Origin of the sequence: Nocardia sp. NPDC058499, from assembly GCF_042719915.1 — a bacterium.
Taxonomy (GTDB): domain Bacteria; phylum Actinomycetota; class Actinomycetes; order Mycobacteriales; family Mycobacteriaceae; genus Nocardia.
This window is the reverse complement of sequence record NZ_JBHXMZ010000014.1, coordinates 34,680-57,607: the sequence shown is the minus strand read 5'-3', so window position 1 is coordinate 57,607 and position 22,928 is coordinate 34,680. Positions and strand designations below refer to the sequence as shown.

Here is a 22,928-nt window from a genome sequence, read left to right as displayed (position 1 = left end):
ACCGACCCGGCCGGCCGGCCGTCGTTCATCTCATGGATATCGGGGCGGACCCACGCCCGCCGTTCCTAACCACCCCTGCGCGTCAGACCGCCGGAACGAGATCCGCGCAGACCGGCGCGTATTCCATGGCGCCACTGCGGAATATCTCGCTGGGCGTCACCGCGGCAGCCGAGAGTCCGGCCGCCACCAGAGCCTGCGCCTTGAATGCGCGGGCCGCATAACTCAGACGGTGCAGTACCGGGTCGACACCGTGATCCTGCCCGGCCGGCCAGCCGTCACCCCAGACGACGACCTCGATCCCGCGATCCTCCAGCGCCCGCAAGACACCTTTACGCGCCCGGCCGTCTCTACTGCAGACATCGGCGTTCACCGCCAGCGCCTGCGGCAGTCGCCCCGGCACCTCGGTCGCCAGCACGGAGTCGAGCTCGCGCACCTCGGCGCCGAGGATTTTCAGCGGGCGGATATCGGACGGCTGCGCGAGCAGGACCGTCACCTCCCACCCGGCCACCGAACGGTCGAACAACCATCCGCCGGCGAACTGGACCGCATCGGCCACGGTTGCCGCCACCACATCGAGCCGGTACCTCATCACATCTCCTTCGCCGCCAAGTCGCGGGCCAGCGACTCGGTGTAACCGTTGAAAACTTCGGCCAGCGGGATCGAACGATCGAGCAGCCACGAGATCTCCATTCCGTTCAGAAAGGCGACGATCTCGACCGCACGCATCCGCGGATCGATATCGCGCCGGTACCGGCCGCTGTCCTGGCCCCGCCGAATCGCCTGGGTGACGAGTTCGACGGCCGTGCGCCACCGATCGAGCATCCGATCGTGTAGTGGCGCCTCGGGCGTGAGGTTCTCGACGAGGAGGACGACGAAGGTGCCGACCAGCTCCGGAGAACGTTCCATCCTGGTGACGACCTTGCGGATCTCCACGATGAGATCACCGGCGATATCGGCGTCCTCCAGGTCCTCGGCGTCGCGGGCGTCCAGGACAGCGTGCAGCAGCTGCTCTTTGGAGGAGAAGTGATGCAGTAGCCCCGCGGAGGTCACTCCGGCGTCACCGGCGATCTGCGCCAGCGTCGTGCTGCGCCAGCCGTTGCGAGTGAGGAGACGCTGGGCTACGGCGAGTATTCGCTGCCTGCGGTCCTCCCCCTTGGCAAGGAGTGAGGCATAGGGACGAGGAGCTGTCATGGTCCGAACCCCGATCTGACAAACCTAGTGAACACACAGTAGGTTGGTTTCCGGCCTGTGACAAGGGTTACAAAGAAGTTGCTGCCGCAACAGGGTTTCACCTGCGGCCCGAGGTCGGCGCGATACGCGAATCGACCCCTCGAAGGTCCCGTCGACGTCCGTTCGGACCCCCTCATGAAAATAGCATTCTCCCTGGTTCAACCGGGCTGTAATGAGTCAATCGACCCGAAGCCGTAGAACGCCACTCTCCTATTGTGATAATGTCGTTTTCAGCTTGGCGGGTCAGCCACCCGGCTTCCGGTCGCCCGCTCCGTCGGCGCGGCGGACATGACGACATAGCGGTCCGGTATGACCGCCGCGTCGACGGTCGGTGGCCCCGGGCACGACCGCCGACGGCAAATTCGCGAATCAAACGATCCATTGGAGGGTCACGATGCCGACTTCGCCCAGCAGCGCCCCGCTCTACCCCCCACAGGGGTTCGGCCCACCCAAGGACCGCCGGGGCCGGGCCGAGGGCAGCCTCGGACTACCTGCCGGCACCGAGGTCTTCTCCGCCGACAACCACATCTCGCTCGCCGACGACATCTTCTACGAACGCTTTCCCGAGGAGCTGCGGGACAAGGCGCCGCGGGTGTGGTACGAGGAGGGGGCCTACCAGATCGGGCGTAAGGGAAAATCGTTCCTGCCCGGGGATTTCAGCCGGGTCCTGATGCAGTACGACCCCCTGGACGGCTCCGGCAGCGCCAACCTCGAGGCCCGGAGCGCGGATCTGCGCGCCGACGGGATCGACAAGGAGCTGGCCTTCCCCAATTCCCTGCTCGCGCTGCTGTTCTACCCGGACAAAGCCGTCCGCGAACGCTGTTTCCGCATCTACAACGAATACATCGCCGAAGTGCAGGAACGCTCCGGCGGCGCTATGTACGGGGTCGGTTTGATCAATTGGTGGGATGCCGACGGCGCCCGCCGGACCCTCACCGAACTGAAAGCGCTGGGGCTCAAAACTTTCCTGCTGCCGCTGTCGGCCGGTAAGGACGACGACGGCGCCGTCATCGATTACGGCAGCACCTCGATGATCGGCGTGTGGGACGCCATCGAGGAATCCGGGATACCCGTATCGCACCATATCGGCGAATCTCCGCTGTCCGCGCCCTGCGAGGTGAACAGCGTGGTGGTCGGGATGATGCACAATGTCGCCCCGTTCCGGGAACTGTTCTCCAAGTACATCTTCAGTGGGATCATCGACCGGCATCCCGGTCTGCAGATCGGGTGGTTCGAGGGCGGTATCAACTGGGTGGCCTCGGCCCTGCAGGACGCCGAACATATGCACGCTTCCTACCGGCATATGTACAACCGGCCGCTGGACCACGAGGTCCGCCACTACTGGGACAACCATATGCGGGCCTCGTTCATGGTCGACCCGCTGGGCCTGGCCATCATCGACCAGATCGGCGTGGACCGGGTGATGTGGTCGTCGGACTACCCGCACAACGAGAGCACCTTCGGCTACTCGGAGAAATCCCTGGCCTCGGTCGTCGAGGCCGTCGGTCCCGAGGCGGCCGCGCGCATCGTGAGCGGAAATATCAAGGAATTCCTGGGCGTCTAGCCCGCGCGACGCCGAGAAGGACCCTATTCGATGAGTGCGTTTCCCGCCGCGACGACCGCGGCGATCGAGATACCGGATCTCCCGGACCGTGCGCGGATGCGCCGGGAGACCGGGGCCCGCCTGCGTTCGGCCATGGCCGAACGCGGGATCGACGCGGCGATCCTGCTGCTGAACAACAATGTCGTCTACGCGACCGGAGCCAATTGGCCGCTCGGCGATGCGGGCCTGGCCCATGTCGAACGGCCGGTGGCGGTGGTGACGGCCGACGACGAATGGCCGCATCTGTTCCTGCCGTTCCGGGCGGGCGCGGCGGCGGAATCCGAACTGCCCGCAGATCACCTGCATCCGCCGGTGTACCTCGAATTCGACGAGGGCGTAGCGGATTTCGGCCGGAAACTGACCGAACTGGTGCGGCCGGGCGCCACCGTCGCGGTGGACGAATTCACCGGCGCCATGCTGCGCGCGCGAGACCGGCTCTTCCCCGGTACCGAGCCGGTGGACGCCGCCACCGTGATCGGACCCGCCAAGCTGATCAAAACACCCGACGAACTGTCCTGTATCCGCAAAGCCTGCCGGATCACCGAGGAAGCCGTCGTCGACGTCCAGGCGTCGCTGGCGCCGGGCGTCCGCCAGATCGATCTGTCCGCGGGGTTCGTGCGCCGCGCGTTCGAACTCGGTGCCACCGCGACCATGCTCGACGCCATCTGGCAGGTCATGCCGGACAGCAAAGCCGACGGGGTGTGGACCACCCACGGGGATCTCGCGCTGCCCCTGCTCACCACCGAACGTGAGCTGAAGGCCGGCGATGTGCTGTGGACCGATGTCAGCATCACCTACAACGGCTACTGCTCGGATTTCGGGCGCACCTGGATCGTCGGACAGGACCCGACACCCCGCCAGCAGGCGCAGTACCGGCAGTGGCGCCACATCCTGGAAGCAGTCCTCGCGCAGATCCGCCCCGGAGCCACCGCCGGGCAGCTCGCCCGGGCGGCCACCGAAGCGGCCGGTGGGCAACGCCCCTGGCTGCCGCATTTCTATATCTCGCACGGAATCGGCGTAAGCGCCGCCGAGATGCCGATGATCGGCACCGATCTCGGCGCCGAATTCGACGATAATTTCGTGCTCCGACCCGGCATGGTGCTGGTCCTGGAACCCGTGGTGTGGGAGGACGGCACCGGCGGCTATCGCAGTGAGGAGATCGTGGTGGTAACCGACGGAGGCTGGATGCCTCTCACCGACTACACCTATGCCCCCTATGGCGACTGAAATCCTGCCGGACGATCGCGCGCTGCGGGCTGGGCGCCGCGAGCGTGTGCTGGCACAGATGCACGCCCATGATCTCGATGTGCTGATCGCCGGACGGCAGGCCAATGCCCGCTACCTGTCCGGGGCACCCCAGCTGTGGGTCGCCGGGACCCGGCCGTTCGGCCCGGTAGCCCTGCTGATGCGGCAGACCGGTGCGGTCCACCTGCACAGCACCTGGGACGAGGGGATTCCCGAGGACATCCCGCACGAGAACCTGTACGAAACCATGTGGGATCCACGCAATCTCATCGCGGTTCTGCGCGATATCGACGGCGCGAGCACGGCACGGCGGGTCGGCACCGACGCCTTGTCACCGGCATTCGCCCAGCTGCTGCCCGTGGCGTTCCCGAATGCCGAGATCGTCGACGGCGAACTCGCGTTCCGGGCGGCGCGGCGGATCAAGACCGCGGCCGAGATCGAGACGATGCGCGCCGGGCTGCGGGTCGCCGAACAGGGTCTGGCCGCGGCCCTGGCACAGCTCGCGCCCGGAGTCACCGAACAGGGGCTCGCGGGCGTACTGCTCGAGGCCTGCGCGGCCGGCGGAGTGAGCACACCCGCCACCCAGGATGCGGCGTGGGTGACAGCCCGCGACCATCCGTGGCGGCGAGCGAGCGCGGACCGGCGGGTCCAGGAGGGCGATCTGGTCGCCTTCTCCTCGGGCGTGCTCGGCGACGGATATATCGGTGAGGTCGGGCGGACCTGGCCGGTCGGACCGGTCACCCCGGCGGTCGAAAAACTGTATGGCCGCTGGAACCGATTGTGGGAGAGATTATTACAGGCCTGCCTTCCCGGCGCTCCCGCCTCCGGGCTCCTGGATGCCTACCTCGACGCGGGTGAACCCCTGCCCGCCGTGCCGGTCGCCCGCGGGCTCGGTATGGGCTTCGACCCGCCGGTCGTGGCACCGGCACTGCGCGGTACCGCCGACGCGGAGCAGCTCGAACCCGGGATGGTCCTGGCCGTCACCGGTTATGTCTGGGCCGAGGGTGCCGGCGCGGTATTCGGCCGCGACGCCGTACTCATCGGTGACGACGGACCACAGGTGCTGACGTCGAGTCCGCACTGGGGGCAGCAGTGACCACCCGGAAACCGGCCGCGGGCGCGCGAGCCGGAAGCGAAGGAGCCGCGGAAATGCCCGACGACGGAGCCGGGAACAACGCCGCCGGTACGGCACCGAACTCAGGCGCGGCGGAAGCTGGGCAGAACCCGGACGCGCCCAGCGCCGAGGAGATCATCCGGTATTCGAAGGATCCGGCGACCCGTATCGCAACCATCACCTTCGACCGTCCCGATCAACTCAACGCCCCCACCATGGCCGCGCGGCTGCGCTACGGCGACCTCATCCACCGGGCCAGTATCGACGACGAGGTCAAAGTCCTGGTGATCCGCGGCGCCGGCGACGATTTCGGGTCGGGCGCCGATCTCGGGGAATTCATGGCCGTCCAGAACGACCCCGACCAGGGCCCACGGCTCAGCGAATACAAGATCGGCCCCGACGAGGTGCGGTACCCGCCGAAGGAATCGTTCCGGCACGGCGCCAGTATCAGCCAGTGGTACGCCAACGCGCAGGCCGGCTGCCGGAGCCTGCAGGAGTTCAAGAAGATCAGCATCGTCGAGGTGAAGGGCTACTGCTACGGCTGGCATTTCTACCAGGCAGCCGACGCCGATCTGGTGATCTCCGCCGACGACGCCTTGTTCGGTCACCCCTCGTTCCGGTACTACGGGTGGGGACCGCGGATGTGGACCTGGGCGCAGACCATGGGGCTGCGCAAATTCCAGGAGATGGTGTTCACCGGCCGCCCGTTTTCCGCGGCGGAAATGGCCGACTGCAACTTCCTCAACAGCGTGGTCCCGCGCGCCGAACTCGAGGCCGAAACCGCGAAATACGCCCTGGCCTGTGCCCGTAACCGGCCCACGGACACGGTGTTCATGCAGAAGGTGTTCTTCGAGATCATGAAACAGCAGCAGGGCGAATACATGGGCAGCCTGCTCAGCGGTTTCTTCGAATCGATGGGCGGCCATATCCACGCCGACGACAACGATCTGATGCTGGACAACGCCTTCGACGACGGCCTGAACAACTCGGTCAAGGACAACGACAGCCGCTTCCCACCGGAGTTCCGGCTCAGCAGGTCGGGCCGGCGGAAAGCCGAATAGTGGGCGACGGAATCCGATCTCCCCGGGAAATCATCGGGCGAGCGCGAGCTTCGCCACCGCCGGTAGGCCGGTCCCGGCATGCCGGGACCGGCAGCGCGCGTGCCCCGGCACCTCACTCACCGGGTCAGCGGGTGGCACGCCGGCGGTGATCGGCCCTGCTGCCGTGCGCATCCATCGAGTACCCGAGCACCGGACCCATATCGCCCCGACCGGCGGGGTGATCGAAAATCCTGCGGAGGGCTGTTCGCCCTACCGCCCAGCGGGAAGCGAGCCCACATGCCTCAGGAGCCCACCGCCGAGCCGCCGGCGGGCGGCTCGCGCACCCATACCGGGCGCGGCAGAAGTGACACCGTAGCGAAGCAGGACGTGGCACCCGGCGACGGTCGCGCCGGGAACGGGGTGCTCGCCGGGTACACCGTCGTCACACTGGCCGGTGGTATCGCCGGCGTCTACTGTACGAAGCTGCTCGCCGACGCCGGTGCCCGAATCATCTTCGCGGAGCCGCCGCAGGGAGTTACCCTCCGCCGCCGGACATCCTCGGACGCGACACCGGCGCCGGGCGTCGACGGCGCGCTGTTCCAGTTTCTCGCCGGGGCCGGGCACAGCGTCGTCGTCGATCCGTCTCGCGCGCAGGACCGCGAACTGCTCGACGCGCTGCTCACCGACGCCGACGCCGTCGTCTGGTCGCCCGGCGGTGATCCCGGCGACGATCCGCGTTTCGCACCGGCGGAGCTGCGGGAGCGCCACCCCCACCTCGTGGTCACCGCGATCACCCCGTTCGGTCTCGACGGCCCGTGGGCCGGGCGGCCGGCCACCGAATTCACCCTGCAGGCCTGGTCCGGGGGACTCGTCGGGCTGGGCCGCGGCGCACCGGAGCGTGCGCCGATTCATATCGGCGGCGAGGTGGGCGAATGGTTCGCCGGTGCCCATGCGGCGGCCGCGACCTTGACCGCCCGGCACCGCGCCCTGCGCACCGGAACCGGTGAACTCGTCGATCTGTCGATGCTGGAAACCCAGATCCTGGGCCTGTCGTACTATCCGGTTTCCTTCTACGACACCGTGAACCGGCCCTTCCGCACTCAGCGCCGGCTGAGCCGGCCCGGCGTCGCCACCGCCGCCGACGGACTCATCGCGGTGGGCTGCGGTACCGCGCAGCAGTGGTTCGATCTGTGCGTCATGGTGGGTCATCCGGAATGGATCGACGAGGATCCCACCCCCGCGATCACCGAACGCACCAACGAGAAGGCCGGCGAGATCGCCGCCTGGTTCGCCGAGCATACAGTGGCCGAAATACGGGAACTGGCCACGGCATTCCGGATTCCCAACAGTCCCGTGGTCAGCGGCGCCGATGTCGCCGAGATCGACCAGCACCGGGCCCGGGAGTTCTTCACCGCGAACCCCCGGGCCGGATTCGTCCAACCGGGCCCGCCGTTCCGAACCGCCCCCGCACTGCTGCGTTCCCCCGAACCGGCGCCCGCTCTCGGCGAACACACCGACCACTATCGACAGATCGCAGATACTGCCCGCAGGCATACTGCCGACTCCGCTGCCCGCCGGTCACCCACCGGCGCCGCGCAGCCGCTTCCGTTCGCGGGTCTGCGCGTACTCGATATGACCACCTTCTGGGCGGGCCCGTCGTGCACCCACTACCTGGCGCTGCAGGGCGCCGAAGTGATCCATGTGGAATCGGCCCAGCGCCCCGACGGCACCCGGCTCATCGCGGGTGTCCCGGTCGACGAGGACCGGTGGTGGGAGAAATCCGGGATCTTCTCCGGCCTCAATACGAATAAACGCGGCATCACCGTCGATTTCCGCACCGACGCCGGCCGCGAAATCCTGCGCCGCCTCGTCGCGTCCTGCGATGTGCTCGTGGAGAACTACACCCCGCGGGTGATCGAACAGATCGGCCTCGACTACGACACCGTCCGCACCCTGCGACCCGACGCGATCATGGTCCGCATGCCGGGTTTCGGGCTCGACGGGCCGTGGCGGGACAATCCGGCCTTCGCCTACGTGATCGAGGATGCCTCCGGGCTGACCTGGCGCACCGGTTATCCCGATCAGAACCCCGTCGAGCCCTACAGCCTCGGCGACCCGAACGCCGGCGTGCACGCGCTGGTCGGTGTGCTGCTCGCCCTGGAACACCGCAGGTGCACCGGCGCGGGCGTTCTCGTGGAAGCGGCCATGGTGGACGCGGCGCTGAACATCACCGCCGAACAGGTCATCGAATACTCCGCCTACGGCACACTGCTGGAACGCGACGGCAATCGTGGGCCGCATGCGGCGCCGCAGAATCTGTACCGCGCGGCCGGGGTCGACGAATTCGGCCGGCCCGACAACTGGGTCGCCCTGGCCGTCGCGACCGACGAGCAGTGGGCGGCACTCACCGCGGCATTGGGTGAGCCCGGCTGGACATCGGCACCCGAGTTTCGTACGGCCGCGGGCCGCCGCGCCCATCACGACGATATCGATAAGCACCTGTCCGCGTGGTGCGCCGGACGCCCGGCCGGCGAGATCGTCGACGTGCTCTGGGCGGCGGGTGTTCCGGTCGCCGAGGTCCGGCAACCGCACCGGCAGACCGAGATCCCCCAGCTCGGCCACCGGAACTTCTTCGAACCGGTCCCTCATCCGATCAATCCCACCGCACGCCACAGCACGGTCCCCGCCCGCTTCTCCGCCGGTCCGGCGCGCTATCACCGCGCGCACGCTCCATTGCTGGGACAGGACAACGACGCGGTGCTGCGCGAACTCGGGTATTCGGCGCAGGAGATCGCCGCCTTCGAAAACGACAAGGTGATCGGCGGAGCCCCGGGCCTCTGACCATGTTGACAACATACTGTCATTTTGACAGAATATTGTCATGCCTCCGAAGACCGTCCACCTGGCCGTGTACGACACCCTCGCGGACTGGGAAGTGGGCGCGGCCACCGCACACATCAACAACGGCAACTGGCACCGCGAACCCGGCCGGTACCGCATCCGCACGGTCGGCGCCGGCACCGAACCGGTCACCACGATGGGCGGAATGCGGATCCTGCCCGCCCTCGCCCTGGCCGATCTGTCCCCCGCCGACAGCGCCATGCTCATCCTGCCCGGCGCCGACGGCTGGGACAGCGGCGATCTGGGCGCCTTCGCGGACAAAGCCCGCGAGTTCACCGCCGCCGGAGTACCGGTCGCGGCGATCTGCGGCGCGACATTCGGACTCGCCGCGGCCGGGTTGCTCGACGACCGTGCACACACCAGCAACGTCGCCGAATATCTGGCTGCCAGCGGTTACGCCGGCGGCAACCATTACACCGATGAACCGGCCGTCACCGACCGCGGCGTCATCACCGCCAACTCGACCGCACCGTTCGAATTCGCCCGCGAAGTACTCGCCGCCCTGGATATCTACGAACCCGCCGTACTCGACGGCTGGTACCGGCTGTTCGGCGAAGGCGACCCGGCCGGTTACGCGGTCCTGGCGGAATACGAAGCCCGGCAGGCCGCAGTCTGACCCCGGCGCCCGCAATGGAGAACTCCGAACAGCAGTTGTTCAGCACCGCCGCCATCACCTCGTTCCGGCTCAACGGCCAGTTCCTCGCCCTGGCCGAAAAGCTGGCCGAGCCCGCCGGCCTCACCGCCGCATGGTGGCAGGTTCTCGGTGCGGTCCTGCACGAACCGCTACCGGTGGCCGGTATCGCCCGCACCATGGGCGTGACCCGCCAGAGCGTCCAGCGGATCGCGGATCTACTCGTGGACCGCGGCCTCGCCGAATACCGGCCCAATCCGGCACACCGGCGCGCGAAACTGGTGGCCGTCACCGCGGCAGGCCAGGCGGCGATCGACCGCATCGGCCCACGGCACGCCGAATTCGCCGCCCGCCTCGCGAAACAGGTGGGCGCGGAACGGCTGACCGAAATCGTCCAGGCACTCGCCGAACTGTCGGCCGCCGTCAACGCTGTCGAGGTCACCAGCGAACCGCGTTAGCACCGCTCCGGCGGCACCGGCACCCAGGGCCTGGTGTCCGCATCGGTGCCGCTCCGGCGGCCAGGACCGCCACGGATCGACGTGCCGAGTCGACGACGGCGGACAGCGGTACCGGAGCACCGCCCGGTCTGCACACCGCCGAAATCGAACCGCAGTCCCGCGAACTACACGCGGGTAGCACGGCCGGTCTGCGGGCGAGCTGCCCCTTGCCGACCGGCGCCGGTTCAGATACCGGCGATCCGGCGCACGATCGGCAGGGGCAGCACCTTCATGGCGTAACCGAACGGAACCCACGGCCACGCCGGGGTGTAGGCCTTGAACCGGCGCTTCTCGATCGCCGACACCATCGAACGCACACCGGTCTGGGTATCGACCAGGAATTTCGGCGGGTGGGCGGCCTTCTCGTTCATCTCCGAGGCGATATAGCCCGGGAAGATGATGGAGACATCCACCCCCGGAACCCCTTCCGCGGCAATACCTTCGGCCATAGCCGCCACACCGGCCTTACTCGCCGCATAGCTGGTCATCGTCTTGGGCATCCCGCGCAGCGCGGAAATCGACGAGATCACCACCAGGTGACCGCCGCCCTGCGCCCGGAAGATCTTCATGGCGGCTTCCATCTGCGCCATGGCACCGAGGAAATTGGTGATCGCGGTCTGCCGGTTCGGCCGGTCACCGCCCTTCCCGAAGGGCACGCCCTTGCCGAGGCCGGCGTTGACGATCACCCGGTCCAGACGTCCGAACTCGGCCGCGAACTCGTCGAACACCCGCGCCACGGCATCGAAATCGGTAACGTCCAGGGCAGCCGTCCGGACCCGCACCGCCGGATACGCGCCCGCGATCTCGGTGGCGAGTTCGTCGAGTCGTCCGGTCCGGCGGGCACACAGCGCCAGGTCGTAGCCGAGCGCGGCGAACTGGCGCGCCATCTCGGCACCCAGACCAGAACTGGCGCCGGTGATGAGAATCGAACCTTTGGCCACGGTGGTGCATCTCCTGGGGTCGGCCGTACCGATCACGGCGCGGCAGTGGACGGCAAGTCCGAGCGTAGTCCGCACCCCAGCGACCCACCGATCAATTCGCGCCGCCCGCACCGTCTGCAGATATGTCCCCCGACCTCCCGAAGGACTGCGATGACCGATATCGAAACCCGCACACTGGCCGCCTCCGGCGCGACCCTCACCTACGATATTCGCGGCGAGCTGCACGGACGTGAGCTCACCCCACTACTGATGGTGGGCTCCCCGATGGAAGCGACCGGCTTCGGCACCCTGGCGGAATACTTCACCGACCGGCCCGTGGCGACCTACGACCCGCGCGGTATCGGCCGCAGCATCCGCGACGACGGCACCACCTCCGGCACACCCGAGGAACACGCGGACGATATCCGCCGCATCATCGAAGCGCTCGCGGCCGGACCGGTCGATATCCTGGGCAGCAGCGGCGGCGCGGTCAACGCGCTCACACTCGTGGCCCGGCACGGTGAACTGGTACGCACCCTGGTCGCACACGAACCACCGACTGTCCAGTTCCTGCCCGACCGTAACCGGATACTCGCCGTCTCCACCGATATCACCGCCACCTACCAGCGGGCCGGGCTCGGCCCCGCCATGGCGAAATTCATCACCCTGATCTCGCACCGTGGCCCGCTGTCCGCCGACTACACCGACCGGCCCGCCCCCGACCCCGCCCAGTTCGGTCTCCCCGCTGCCGACGACGGCTCCCGCAACGACCCGATGGTGGGCCCGCATCTGCTGTCCTGCTGCGGCCACGAACACGATCCCGCGGCACTCGCCGCCGCCCCCACCCGGATCGTGCTCGGTACGGGCCGCGCCTCGGCCGGCGAACTGTGTGCCCGCGCCGCCATCGCCTTCGCCGCCGCCCTCGGCGACGAGGCCGTCGTCTTCCCGGGCGGACACGCGGGCTTCGCCGGCGGCGAATTCGGAATGGCCGGCGAGCCCGAGGCATTCGCCGCCGTCCTGCGCGAGGTTCTCGATCGCCCCGAAACCTCCTGAACCGAGCGCCCACCGGCCGGCCGGAGGCCGGTGTCGACGGCGGCGACGGCCGCGGGTACGCCGGCACTGCCGGGCCGGGCTGCTCGATGTCCGGCCCTCGACCGATCAGCGAGCCGCCTGGACATGGGGAGCCGCCGGAGTCACGAACGGGGCGAGTGCACGCTGGATCTGCTGATGCGACAACCGGCTGTACCGCCGCCCCGGCAGTCCCTCCTCCGGCGCGCCGGTGGCCGCCCGGCATTCGTCCGATTCCGTCACCGCCGGGTCGTGCGCGAACTGTTCACCGGTGAGGTCGATCGCCGCCAGCCGGTTCCCGGTTCGGGCCTCGTACACGCTGAGCCGGTACGCCATCGCGAACAGGTTCAGCGTCCGGCCGACCGGATGACCGGGCGCGGGCGGATACTGGCAGGTCCGTACGAGCTCCCCGAGCCGCCCCTCCGATACGCAGGCCACCAGCTGCACCGACCGCGCGTCGACGGGATGCCACACCGCCGACGGCCCGAACGTGGTGATCTCGGAAAGTTTCCCGGCCAGATGCACAGGGCTGGGCCCCGCCACCGCGTACGGCGCGGCGACCGTCGTACCGCCCCTGTTGTGGCAGAGGGCGCCGTACTCCGCCACCTCGAACCGGGCAAACCCGGACGCCGCGAACACAGTGCCGGCCACCAACGCCAGCACCGCCCCCGCCGCCCCGAGTGCCGCCGCATATCGCGCACCACGGCCACCGCCCGCCTTCTCCCCCGATTGCCCGGCTTCGGTCCCTGGCACCCGGTGTCCCGGCGCCCGCAGGCCCACTACCGCTTGCTCATGGTCCGGCCGCCGTCGACCGCCTGCCGAATGCACAACCATGCCGTGGACCCGCCTACGGTCCGTAGCCTGCCGAATACCGGCACGCCCACGCCGGACACCTACCGCGACACGTGTGGAGCTTCGCCCCCCGCGCCCAGGAGTCCGGGTCGCCGGTCGTTCGGCCGGGCCTCCGGACGTCACCCCCGGACGGGCTGTTTCCCCACCGATTCGAGACTTCCCGGCCGAAACCGGCGACTCCTCCTCGCGCGCCGACGCACCGCGTACACCCGGGCGCAGCGCATCTTCCACTCCTGCCGCTGTGGTCCGGGTAAGTAGTCCGCGTAGGCCGCGCACCGGCACCATGCCCGCCTGCCGCCCGGAACGGGTGTCGGCTGCCGCGGATACCCCGGGCCCCGACGTGTGATCCGAAGCCCGATCCACCGGCGGCCGTTCCGCCGTCGACGTCGCACCGCTCCAGGGGTCCGATCGCTGCGTCCCCCTCCCCGGCCGGTTGTTCGAGCGACCTCCTCCGCAGGGTCTGCCGCAGATCCCTCCCCACTCTGCCGGTCGGTCGTCGCGGCAGCGTCCGCCTGCCGCTGCGAGTGCACCTTCACAGCCGTAATGCCAGGATGGCTCGGTGTTTTCCCGGGCAACCGGCCCGAGCCGGTTTCGCCTGGAATCTCCGGCTGTTCCTCCGATCCCGGCCGGTCGTCCGAAGCCGACAGCGGCTGCCCCGCCGGACCGCTCGGCTCGACATCCGCGTCCGTATCCGACCCGTCGAAGCCGGTCGTAGAGAACTCGCCCACGGACGCATCCGAATGGTCCTGTTGCGGAACGAAGGCCATACCCATACGGGGCCGCGCACCGGATGCGTCCGGCAACGCATCCGGCCGATCGGAAGCCGGCTCCCGATCGGCCGGATAATTCGGGGCGGTGTCGTGCGGTGCCCGTTTTTCGAAGATCCCGGCTGTCCCGGAACTGGGCACGGCGCCGGCGTATCCCACCCGCTCGTCTCCGCCGGTAACAAGTCCAGGAAACGCGATGTCCGGCTGGGCCGCTCGGCGGCGGGATCCTCCGAACAGCGGAAGCCCCGTTTTCCACAACCGGGCCGCCGAATCCGCCGGCGTGGGCGTACCGGTCAGGGTGTCGGCCGCCGTCATCACGAAACCTTCGGCCGCCATCTCCTCGGGGTCCGGCGTGGACAGCGCAACTCCGAGCGCCGCGAACGCCTGGGCGATATCGGTGGCGCGCACGCGCACCGGCCGGTCGGGCGAGCGCTGGAAATACTCGGTGAATCCCGTCGATTGCCCGATGCGGGCCATGATCGTTTCTTCGCCTGCCTCCTGCGGCGGCCGGGTCCAGGTGATGCGTGACCCGGTTTTCGGGATCAGGACCACGAGCACATCGATCTGCTCGGGCACACCGGCCCGGCGGAATATCGTTGTCAGCTCGGCTCTTTGCCGCCGGGCCCGCTGCAGCGGATTGACGGCCCCGGCTCCTGTGCGCAGATCCGCGGCACGCTCACCGACCTGCCACCGGCCGGCCGGCGGCGTGTCCAGAACGCCGTGCTGGACCGACCCGAAATCCGCCAGTAACACCAGCGTGCACCCGTACGGGGTCCAGATCAGCAGGTCGGCCGTCGTGGTGGAGCGGCGGCGTGGCCGGGGCAACGGACAACCGAGCAGGGCGATTCCGCCGATACGCTCGGAACCCGCACCCCAGTCACCGATCAACCGGAGGACGAAGCGCTGCACGCCGGACAATTCGGCACTCTGCACGCGTACAATCACGGCAACCCCTACTTCGGTGACCACGAAACCCACGCACACCACGTCGGCGCCAGGGATGGTCTAAACCCCTGGCGCACAACGTGTTTGGATGCGCCGTCGCCAATGGTAGCAACCCGCGGCACCGTGCACGAGAGGCTGCGCCCGCACGCATGCGTACGCATTTATGCATATCAGCCGAGGCCGAACCGGCCCACCGGAGTACGGCGCCCGACTGACACGCCCGGCTTTGATCAACACAGCCCGAGCCACCGGCACGCGCGGTACGTTTTATGCACCAGAGCCGATCTGGTAGTGCGGCCGGCCATCGGTGGTGCCGATGCGGTGAACCGCACGCGGTTGCCCGTGGCCGCTTCGAGGAGAACGTCGTATGCCGCAGTTCGAAGATTCCCAGGAAGTCGTCTCCACTTTCGCGGAAGGTGAGGTGCTGCGACTCGACGCCCAAGCTGTCGACTACGCGATAGTCGCGCTCTATTTCGTTTTCGTCCTCGGTATCGGCCTACTGGCCCGCAAACGCGTCTCGTCGAGTATGGACTTCTTCCTGTCCGGGCGGTCGCTGCCCGCCTGGGTGACGGGCCTGGCGTTCATCTCGGCCAATCTGGGTGCGGTCGAGATCATGGGTATGTCGGCCAACGGCGCCGAATACGGTTTCCCCGCCTTCCATTACTTCTGGATCGGCGCGGTACCGGCCATGCTCTTCCTGGGCGTGGTGATGATGCCGTTCTACTACGGCTCGAAGGTGCGCAGTGTGCCGGAGTTCATGCGCCGTCGCTTCGGCACCGGCGCGCATCTGGTGAACGCGCTCAGTTTCGCGATCGCCCAGGTACTCATCGCCGGGGTCAACCTTTATCTGCTCGGCACCATCCTCAATGTGCTGCTCGGCTGGCCGTTGTGGGTCGCGGTGATCGCGGCGGCGGTGATCGTACTGTCCTACATCACCCTCGGTGGCCTGTCGGCGGCGATCTACAACGAGGTACTGCAGTTCTTCGTCATCGTGGCCGCCCTGCTGCCGCTCACCCTGATCGGCCTGCACCGGGTGGGCGGCTGGTCCGGGTTGGAGGACAAGGTGGCCACGTCCCCCGGCGGCCCCGAACAGCTGGATTCCTGGCCGGGTAACGCCCTGTCCGGTTTCGCCAACGATTTCCTGTCCATCCTCGGCATCGTCTTCGGCCTGGGCTTCGTGCTCTCCTTCGGCTATTGGACCACCAACTTCGTCGAGGTGCAGCGGGCGCTGGCAACGCATTCCATCGCCGCCGCCCGCCGCACCCCGATCATCGGCGCCTACCCGAAGATCCTGATCCCGCTGATCGTGATCATTCCGGGCATGATCAGCGCCGTGCTGGTACCGCAGATGGCCGAGTACAAACAGGCCGTCACCGCGAACCCGGATGTCGACAGCGATGTCACCTACAACGATGCGTTGCTGTACTTGATGAAGGAAGTGCTACCCAACGGCCTGCTGGGTGTGGGGCTGGCCGGTCTGCTGGCGGCGTTCATGGCCGGGATGGCAGCCAATGTGTCGGCCTTCAACACGGTGTTCAGTATCGACCTGTGGCAGCAGTACGTGGTCAAGGACCGGTCCGATAAGTATTACCTGACGGTCGGCCGGCTGGCGACCGTGGGCGCCACCGTCGCGGCGATTTTCACCGCGTTCATCGCGGGCGGGTTCAGCAACATCATGGACTACCTGCAGACCCTTTTCAGCTTCTTCAACGCGCCCCTGTTCGCGACCTTCATCCTCGGCATGTTCTGGAAACGGATGACCCCGACGGCCGGCTGGACGGGCCTGGTGGCCGGCACCGCGGTCGCGGTCACCATCTTCGTGCTGAACGAGACGGGCGTGTTCTCGCTGTCGGGCCAGGGCGTCAGCTTCGTCGCGGCCGGCGCCGCCTTCGTGGTGGATATCCTCGTCAGCGTGGCCGTCACCATGGTGACCGCACCGAAACCCGCCGCCGAACTCGTGGGGCTGGTGTATTCGGAGACACCGCGCGAAATGCGTACCGATCCGGAAGCCGCCACCCTGCCCTGGTATCAGCGGCCGGTGCTGCTGGCGGGTATCGCGCTGATACTCGTGATCATCCTCAATATCGTGACCGGATAGGACAACGACCGTGCTCTTCGATATCCGCACCATCGTCGGCGGCCTGCTCGGCCTCTACGGCATCATCCTGGTGGTTACCGGTCTCGTCCACGACACCGCCGCCGAGGAAGCCAAAACCGGCGGTATCAACGTGAACCTGTGGGCGGGCCTGGGCATGCTCGTTGTGGCCGTCGCCTTCTTGACCTGGGCCCGGCTGCGCCCGGTGGCCGTCGCCCGGCCCGAACCCGAAGCCGAGGGCGAAGCGCCGCCCGTTCGGGACTGACCGCGGTATTCGATGCCGGAACGACAGCTACCGGTCCGCCCGTAGCGAACCGGTAGCGTTTCGGGCCGGCCGAATCGGTGTCAGTCCGGCAGGCCGAGCGCGAAGCCGACGGCGATGAGCAGGCAACTGATTACTGATACAGCCACGATGATCCACATCGGCCAAGCGTACGAAATCGCGCGAGCACATCGATGACCGGGTCGGACACTTGCGGCCCGGCCGGCGTCCGCACTCCGGTCAGGGGACCACTTCGACCACATCGCCCGGGTTCAGATAGTGGTAGACCGCGATCGCGCCCGGCTCGGTCAACCGGATGCAGCCGTGCGACTCGGCTTCCGTCGGCCCGATGTGGAAGGCGATATCGCCGTTGAAGAACACCGCGTAGTGCATCGGCGCGTGATGCATGGTGCTCCAGTGGTAGGGGCGTTTGAAGTCCACGTCGAATACACCGGGCGGGGTCTCGTAGCCGTCCATTCCGTGCGACATCGGCGTCGGCCCGTAGACCACCTTGCCGTTGTCCATCAGCCAGACCTCGTTCGTCGACAGCCGCAGGCAGGCCCGCGCCGCGGGTGAGCACGGGGCCTCGGCCGGGATGATCGCCGGCACCCCGGGGACGTTGGGCCCGTTGGGCCACAGCGGCTCGGCGAAGGCGGGTGCCGCCGGCGCCAGCACCGCCGCCGCGACACCGGTGAGTGCGGCCATCCGGCGTATCCGGTGAAAGAAATATCCGTTGCTCATCTCGTACCGACCTCTTTTCTCGATCCGCCGCCGATCCGGCGGGGCCAGCAAATCCAGAGCGAAGATCAAGAGAACTATTCGACGGTACTGAAGTTCGATGATTCATGGGCCGCATTCGCCGTAGACGCGCCGATTCCGGACGGAAATCCGCGGCGGATACGACCCACCGATCAGGCCACACTCCAGCTGTCGGAGGCCGCGCCACGTCGCCGGATGCGCCGCCGACGCTGGTAGAACACCTCCTCCACCGACACGTTGGGGACCTCTTCGACGATCCCGGCCAGCCGGCCGTCCAACTCGAGCTCGGCTATCCGCCGGTGCAGTCCCGCGCGCCGCTCCGCCGGCAGCTGCGCCCACACCACGCCGATGCGCCGCTGCGCGGGCTCCTCGGCAACGGCCAGCAAACGCAGCAGTTCGGGCCATAGATCGTCGGCGTTGGCCACGGAGGGCAGTTCCGAGATCTGCGCCACCGGCATCCGGGCTACCAGCCCGGCGACGTACCGCTGCACATCGGGATGGCTTCGTTCGGCCAGCAGCAGCAGCCCTTTCCACGGGCCGGGTTTGAACGCGACGATCAACGATTCGACGATGGCGATGAGCGCGGCGGTATTGGCGAAAATCGGGTTCATCGCCATCCGCTGCAGCCCGGGCCGGCTGAATTTGGAGACGAAGGTCATCAGTTCCGGCGCCGCGCCCCGCTGGATGGTGTGCGCCGCGAGTTTGCCCAGAGATTCCGGTGTGGCCAGGGACAACAGGATATCGCCGATCCGGAAGACCACATCCGCTTCGGCGCGCGACATCACCGAGACCGCGGCCTCCTGCAGTTCCGGCGAACCGGCCAGGACGTTCTCCATCATCCGCGGAATCCGCTGCGATCCACCATCCAGCAACTGGCGCAGTATGTTGCTGACGGCGGAGGCGGAGTAGGCGTAGGCGGCGGAGAAGATGATGCCCTCGTCATCGAGGGTTCCCCGTTCGACGGCTTCGACCATCTTCGGTGAGGCGTACTCGAGGAACGGCCCGGCGGTGATGTGATCCTTACGGCGCAGGACCTCGTTCACGATCGCGACCAGCGGCTCGGCCGCCATGATATCGCCCAGTTCGCCGAGCGCCTTGGGATCCACATACGGTGTGCAGTCCGCCGCGTACTCGGTTTTGAGCATCGTGAGCGTATCGGCGGCGGCATCGGGGTACTCGACGCCGACGGCACCGGCCGCGCGTCCGGTCATCATGGGTGGCACGATGCGCTGGACCAAGGGCAGCGATACCTGCAGCGGGATGATCGGGATCAGGCGGCCGATCCGTTTGAACATTTCGCCGTGGTACTCGAAGATCCGCCCGGAAATCCGCTGCTCGAGTTCGTGCAGGTGATCGGCGCCGAGCCGTTCGAGATAGGCGATCCGTTCGACGGGAACATGGAGTGTGCGCGCGAGCAGGATCATCTGCGCGCGGGTGACCAGATCGCTCATTTCTCGAGTAGATCCCCGAACATGATCCGGCGCGTGATCGTTTTGAACGGTGGCGGGAAGAAGCGGATCATACCGTTGACCGCCTCGATGAGCAGTTCCTTCTCCTGTTGCTGGGCGCTGCGGAACAGTCCGAGCAGATCCTCGATCTCCTGGTCGGAGAGCATCTCCGAGGCTGCGGTGGGCCCGTTCAGTTCGCGGACGAGTTCGGTTTTGGCACTCATTCTGCTCCTGTGTCTCACTCGCGGGCCGGCAGCCGCGAAACCACCGCCGGTCCCGTGTATTACCCGCACGACGATATGCCGAATCCTCATGACCGTAAGGCCATTCACATCTGGCGTTACCTGCCTGCAATTTGTCGTGTCTCACATCACGCGGGGTACGCGTGACGCTACCGCAGGTTCCGTTGCCCTCATGCGAGATGCCGTCGCCGCCGGCCCGGGCCGCAGATGTGCCGGTCCGGACTCGCCGGAGTCATCTGCCGCACGGCCGGACACTGTCGCCCGCTATGCCGAAGCCGGTTCCGGCCGGTCGGGCGCCAAGTGGCGGCGCAGGAACATCAGCTGATGCCCCACGGCCGGCTCGAAGAAGGGGTTGCCCGGCCAGACCCCGAAATGGTCGCAGGGATAGTGCCGGACCTCGGCCCGGGCGGCGAAGGCGGCTTTCGCCGCGGCGTACGGGGGCGCACCGCGGTCGAAATCGGCGATCTGAACCAGGACCGGCAGCTGCAAACCGGCGGCCGCCCGGGCCGGGCGGTAGCCGGCCAGCTGCGGCAGCACACTCGCGTCGATTTCGTTACGCCAGGTGGGCCCGGCCAGGGCGCGGTAGGACTCGTACCAGCCCTCCAGCGCCAGTGCCGCCGCCTCCCCGGGCCGGCCGACCAGCGGGATGAGGCCCGGTCCGCCGGTCACTGCGTCCAGCTGCCGGCGCACGGCGGTTCCGGCACCCCGCAGTGTTGCCGCGACGCCGCCGGATCGCATGGCCAGCGCGGCCGCGGCGCGGCCGTCCACCAGCGGGGTGAGCGAGACGACCGCCGCGAGTGCGGCCCGCGCGGTGGCCGATTTTTCCGGGGTGGCCCGGGCGGCCGCGGCCGCGGCGAAGACATGGCCGCCGGACAGCGAGACCCCCCACAGCACGATCCGGCTCGCATCGACCCCCGGAAGTTCGGCGGCCGCGGTAACCGCTGCCCGGTAGTCGGCGAGCTGATCGGCCATCCGGACCCGCTGCCGGGGGTCGCCGCCGCTGGCACCGAAGTACCGGAAGTCGAAGGCGAGTACGTCGATTCCGGCGGCGGCGTAGGCGCGGGCGAACGGTGCGAGACCGGAATCCTTCGTCCCGCCGAAACCGTGCGCCATCACCGCGACCGGTCGCCCGGCCGGGCTTGTGAGCTCGGCCGAGCGGGCGGCGAAGTGCCAGGCGTGACACCGGTCGCCGCCCGAGCGGAAGGTCAGTTCGGCGGGTCCGGCGGCAGGCTCAGAGATGTGGTGCACAGTCATGGTGGTTCCTCGCGGTGACGGGTTGCGGGTGCGTAGATCGAGCGCAGCCATACTGTGACCACTGATTCGATATACCGTTCCCGGTCGAGCTCGGCCCCCAGGGTGAGGCGCTCGAGCAGACGCTCGTTGAGCAGGAGCAGCACATCGGCGAGCGTTTCCGCGTCACCACCGGCGGGGGCGCGGCCCGCCCGGCGTTCGTCGTCGATCATGGCCGCTATCGAGGGGATGAATGCCTGGCGTTCGGATTCCCAGATCTCGCGGACCGCCGCCGAGGCACTGCGCGCGTCCAGAACGGCGCTGTAGAGATACCGGTGGCGGTCCCAGAAATCCACCAGCCCGCGGATCGTGCGTTCGATACGGTCCGCCGGGTCTCCCGCGCCGACGAGGATATCGTTGACCGCGAACACTTCTTGGTAGATGTCCTCGAGGGCGGCCCCCACGGCGGCGGCCTTGTTCTCGAAGTAGAAGTAGAAGGCCGAGCGGGTCAGTCCGGCCCGCCGGGAGATCTCGGCGATATCGACGGCCTCGAGCCGGCCCCCGTTATCGCGCAGCAGTTCGTCCAGCGCCACCAGCAGTGCTTCGCGGCGCTGTTCGCCGCGCGGGGGTCCGCGCCGGTCGGTACGCGAGCGGACCATCAGCCGGCCTGCCCGGCCGGGTGCCCCGCGTGCGCGCGGGCGCGGCGCAGACCGGCGGGTATTTCGGCGAGCCGCAGATCGCGTTCGTAGACGAAGTAGTCGAGCTGCTGGGTATGCCGGGGGCGGTCCACGATATGCCCGGTGAAGCGCTGCCGGTCCTCCTCGATGCCCCGCCGCATCGTGTCTTCCGCCGGCGGCCGGTAGTACCCGGCCGCGTAGGCGGCGATCAGCCGGGCCTGGCATTCCACGAACGGGAACAGGGTGGGGAACGGCTGTGCGAAACCGGCGAACGCGAGCCGGTCCACACCGGGTTTGAATATGCGTTTGTACAGGTCGATCCGGTTGTCCGGGGCGCTGATGAATTCGGGGTCGAAGAACGGGAAGGTGATGTTGTAGCCGGTGCAGTAGATGATGACGTCGAAATCCTTGTGCGTCCCGTCGGCGAAATGCACGGTATCGCCGTCGAGCCGGCGCACATCGGGTTTGGCCACCACATCGCCGGAACCCAGCCGCAGCGGCAGCTCCACGGATTGGGTGGGGTGGGCCTCGAAGAATTTGTGGTTCGGTGCGGGCAATCCGTATTTCACCGGGTCACCCGAGATATAGGGCGTGAACGTCTGGACGAGTTTGCGCTGCCAGGACAGCGGAACATAGGGCACGGTGCGGAAATAGCGATCCGCCGGGGTGCCGGCGAAATATTTCGGTACCACCCACGCGCTCGACCGGGTGGACAGCCAGACGTCGTTGTCCATCGCCCGGGAGGACAGTTCGACGGCGATATCGGCGGCGCTGTTACCGATACCGACGATCAGGATGCGCTTACCGTAGAGGTCCAGCGGGGTCCGCGGATCGATATAGGCGTGGGAGTGGATGGCCTGCCCGCTGAATTCGCCCGGGAAGTCGGGGAACCGCGGATCCCAGTGGTGGCCGTTCGCGACGACCAAGAGGTCGAACTCCCGATTCTCGCCGCGCTCGGTCGCGATTTCCCAGCCGTCGCCGACGGGGCGGGCGTGCCGGACACCGTTGCCGAATTCGATGGACCGCTTCAGGTCGAAGGCGGCGGCATAGCCCTCGAGGTATTCCTTGATCAGGCTGTGGTGCGGGAAATCGGGATAGGAATCCGGCATCGGATAGTCCCGGAACGACAGCTGGTACTTCGAGGTATCGATATGCAGCGAGCGGTATGCGCTGGAATGCCCGTTCGGATTCCCGAACGCCCAGTTACCGCCGATCCGGTCCGAGGATTCGAAACAGCTATAGGCGATCCCGTAGTCGCCGAGCATTTTCCCGGTGGTCAAACCGCTGATTCCGGCCCCGATGACCGCGACGGTGGGGTTCGGCATAGGACCTCCTGCGTGTTCGGTCGCCCGACGGAGACCGTCCGGCAGTGATGCCGGTCACTCGAACCGTAGGGTCATAT

General features: G+C 67.8%; 21 protein-coding genes. 10 read left to right on the top strand and 11 right to left on the bottom strand.

Going from position 1 to position 22,928, the window contains the following annotated elements; genetic code table 11:
- Nucleotides 1–82 precede the first annotated feature (82 nt).
- Together ACFWPH_RS30495 and ACFWPH_RS30490 are read right to left on the bottom strand one after the other, a co-directional pair.
- Nucleotides 83–589 carry a hypothetical protein gene (locus ACFWPH_RS30495; protein ID WP_280416252.1) on the bottom strand — a complete coding sequence of 169 codons (507 nt, stop codon included), beginning with the start codon at nt 587–589 and terminating at the stop codon, nt 83–85.
- A complete protein-coding gene (locus tag ACFWPH_RS30490; protein ID WP_378755658.1) occupies nt 589–1,191 on the bottom strand; it encodes a TetR/AcrR family transcriptional regulator in 603 nt (200 codons plus the stop codon). Before ACFWPH_RS30490 ends, ACFWPH_RS30495 begins: the two co-directional genes overlap by 1 nt.
- Nucleotides 1,192–1,624: 433 nt before the next feature.
- Here ACFWPH_RS30490 and ACFWPH_RS30485 point away from each other — a divergent pair, with 433 nt between their 5' ends.
- The 7 genes from ACFWPH_RS30485 to ACFWPH_RS30455 all read left to right on the top strand — a co-directional run bounded on the left by ACFWPH_RS30485 (nt 1,625) and on the right by ACFWPH_RS30455 (nt 10,222).
- The gene (locus ACFWPH_RS30485) at nt 1,625–2,794 is read left to right on the top strand and encodes an amidohydrolase family protein (RefSeq protein WP_378755657.1); all 1,170 of its coding nucleotides are present in this window, start codon (nt 1,625–1,627) and stop codon (nt 2,792–2,794) included.
- A 30-nt stretch (nt 2,795–2,824) separates the two neighbouring features.
- The gene (locus tag ACFWPH_RS30480; protein ID WP_378755656.1) at nt 2,825–4,060 is read left to right on the top strand and encodes a M24 family metallopeptidase; all 1,236 of its coding nucleotides are present in this window, start codon (nt 2,825–2,827) and stop codon (nt 4,058–4,060) included.
- Nucleotides 4,050–5,174 carry a M24 family metallopeptidase gene (locus tag ACFWPH_RS30475; protein WP_378755655.1) on the top strand — a complete coding sequence of 375 codons (1,125 nt, stop codon included), beginning with the start codon at nt 4,050–4,052 and terminating at the stop codon, nt 5,172–5,174. Before ACFWPH_RS30480 ends, ACFWPH_RS30475 begins: the two co-directional genes overlap by 11 nt.
- 53 nt (nt 5,175–5,227) lie before the next feature.
- Nucleotides 5,228–6,253: an enoyl-CoA hydratase/isomerase family protein gene (locus ACFWPH_RS30470; RefSeq protein ID WP_378755654.1), complete on the top strand. Its 1,026-nt coding sequence runs from the start codon at nt 5,228–5,230 to the stop codon at nt 6,251–6,253.
- Nucleotides 6,254–6,529: 276 nt separating this feature from the next.
- Entirely contained in the window at nt 6,530–9,073 is a 2,544-nt protein-coding gene (locus ACFWPH_RS30465; protein WP_378755653.1) for a CoA transferase, read from the top strand.
- 40 nt (nt 9,074–9,113) lie between these two features.
- Nucleotides 9,114–9,749, top strand: coding sequence for a type 1 glutamine amidotransferase family protein (locus ACFWPH_RS30460; RefSeq protein ID WP_378755652.1), 636 nt, complete (start codon nt 9,114–9,116; stop codon nt 9,747–9,749).
- Nucleotides 9,750–9,763: 14 nt separating this feature from the next.
- Nucleotides 9,764–10,222 carry a MarR family winged helix-turn-helix transcriptional regulator gene (locus tag ACFWPH_RS30455; protein ID WP_378755651.1) on the top strand — a complete coding sequence of 153 codons (459 nt, stop codon included), beginning with the start codon at nt 9,764–9,766 and terminating at the stop codon, nt 10,220–10,222.
- Nucleotides 10,223–10,446: 224 nt separating this feature from the next.
- Here the strand turns inward: ACFWPH_RS30455 and ACFWPH_RS30450 are convergent, their stop codons facing one another.
- A complete protein-coding gene (locus ACFWPH_RS30450; protein WP_378755649.1) occupies nt 10,447–11,202 on the bottom strand; it encodes an SDR family oxidoreductase in 756 nt (251 codons plus the stop codon).
- Between the two features lie 150 nt (nt 11,203–11,352).
- On the opposite strand from ACFWPH_RS30450, the gene ACFWPH_RS30445 reads away from it, so the two are divergent.
- The gene (locus ACFWPH_RS30445; protein WP_378755648.1) at nt 11,353–12,234 is read left to right on the top strand and encodes an alpha/beta fold hydrolase; all 882 of its coding nucleotides are present in this window, start codon (nt 11,353–11,355) and stop codon (nt 12,232–12,234) included.
- A 105-nt stretch (nt 12,235–12,339) separates the two neighbouring features.
- On the opposite strand, the gene ACFWPH_RS30440 is transcribed toward ACFWPH_RS30445, so the two are convergent.
- Together ACFWPH_RS30440 and ACFWPH_RS30435 are read right to left on the bottom strand one after the other, a co-directional pair.
- Nucleotides 12,340–13,002: a hypothetical protein gene (locus tag ACFWPH_RS30440; protein WP_378755646.1), complete on the bottom strand. Its 663-nt coding sequence runs from the start codon at nt 13,000–13,002 to the stop codon at nt 12,340–12,342.
- A 218-nt stretch (nt 13,003–13,220) separates the two neighbouring features.
- Nucleotides 13,221–14,813 carry a hypothetical protein gene (locus tag ACFWPH_RS30435; protein WP_378755645.1) on the bottom strand — a complete coding sequence of 531 codons (1,593 nt, stop codon included), beginning with the start codon at nt 14,811–14,813 and terminating at the stop codon, nt 13,221–13,223.
- Between the two features lie 367 nt (nt 14,814–15,180).
- On the opposite strand from ACFWPH_RS30435, the gene ACFWPH_RS30430 reads away from it, so the two are divergent.
- Nucleotides 15,181–16,911 (top strand): sodium:solute symporter family protein, encoded by a 1,731-nt coding sequence (locus ACFWPH_RS30430; protein ID WP_378755644.1) that lies wholly within the window; start codon nt 15,181–15,183, stop codon nt 16,909–16,911.
- A 10-nt stretch (nt 16,912–16,921) separates the two neighbouring features.
- A complete protein-coding gene (locus ACFWPH_RS30425) occupies nt 16,922–17,173 on the top strand; it encodes a hypothetical protein (RefSeq protein WP_378755643.1) in 252 nt (83 codons plus the stop codon).
- Between the two features lie 237 nt (nt 17,174–17,410).
- On the opposite strand, the gene ACFWPH_RS30420 is transcribed toward ACFWPH_RS30425, so the two are convergent.
- From ACFWPH_RS30420 to ACFWPH_RS30395, 6 genes are all read right to left on the bottom strand, one after another.
- The gene (locus ACFWPH_RS30420; RefSeq protein ID WP_280418371.1) at nt 17,411–17,911 is read right to left on the bottom strand and encodes a L,D-transpeptidase; all 501 of its coding nucleotides are present in this window, start codon (nt 17,909–17,911) and stop codon (nt 17,411–17,413) included.
- Nucleotides 17,912–18,081: 170 nt separating this feature from the next.
- Nucleotides 18,082–19,380 carry a hypothetical protein gene (locus tag ACFWPH_RS30415; RefSeq protein ID WP_378755641.1) on the bottom strand — a complete coding sequence of 433 codons (1,299 nt, stop codon included), beginning with the start codon at nt 19,378–19,380 and terminating at the stop codon, nt 18,082–18,084.
- Nucleotides 19,377–19,601, bottom strand: a complete 225-nt coding sequence (locus tag ACFWPH_RS30410) for a hypothetical protein (RefSeq protein WP_033246829.1) — start codon at nt 19,599–19,601, stop codon at nt 19,377–19,379. Before ACFWPH_RS30410 ends, ACFWPH_RS30415 begins: the two co-directional genes overlap by 4 nt.
- Nucleotides 19,602–19,883: 282 nt before the next feature.
- Nucleotides 19,884–20,873, bottom strand: a complete 990-nt coding sequence (locus tag ACFWPH_RS30405; RefSeq protein WP_378755640.1) for an alpha/beta hydrolase — start codon at nt 20,871–20,873, stop codon at nt 19,884–19,886.
- The gene (locus ACFWPH_RS30400) at nt 20,870–21,508 is read right to left on the bottom strand and encodes a TetR/AcrR family transcriptional regulator (protein ID WP_378755638.1); all 639 of its coding nucleotides are present in this window, start codon (nt 21,506–21,508) and stop codon (nt 20,870–20,872) included. Before ACFWPH_RS30400 ends, ACFWPH_RS30405 begins: the two co-directional genes overlap by 4 nt.
- Nucleotides 21,508–22,851, bottom strand: coding sequence for a flavin-containing monooxygenase (locus tag ACFWPH_RS30395; RefSeq protein WP_378755636.1), 1,344 nt, complete (start codon nt 22,849–22,851; stop codon nt 21,508–21,510). The genes ACFWPH_RS30400 and ACFWPH_RS30395 overlap by 1 nt, the downstream gene beginning before the upstream one ends.
- Nucleotides 22,852–22,928 lie beyond the last annotated feature (77 nt).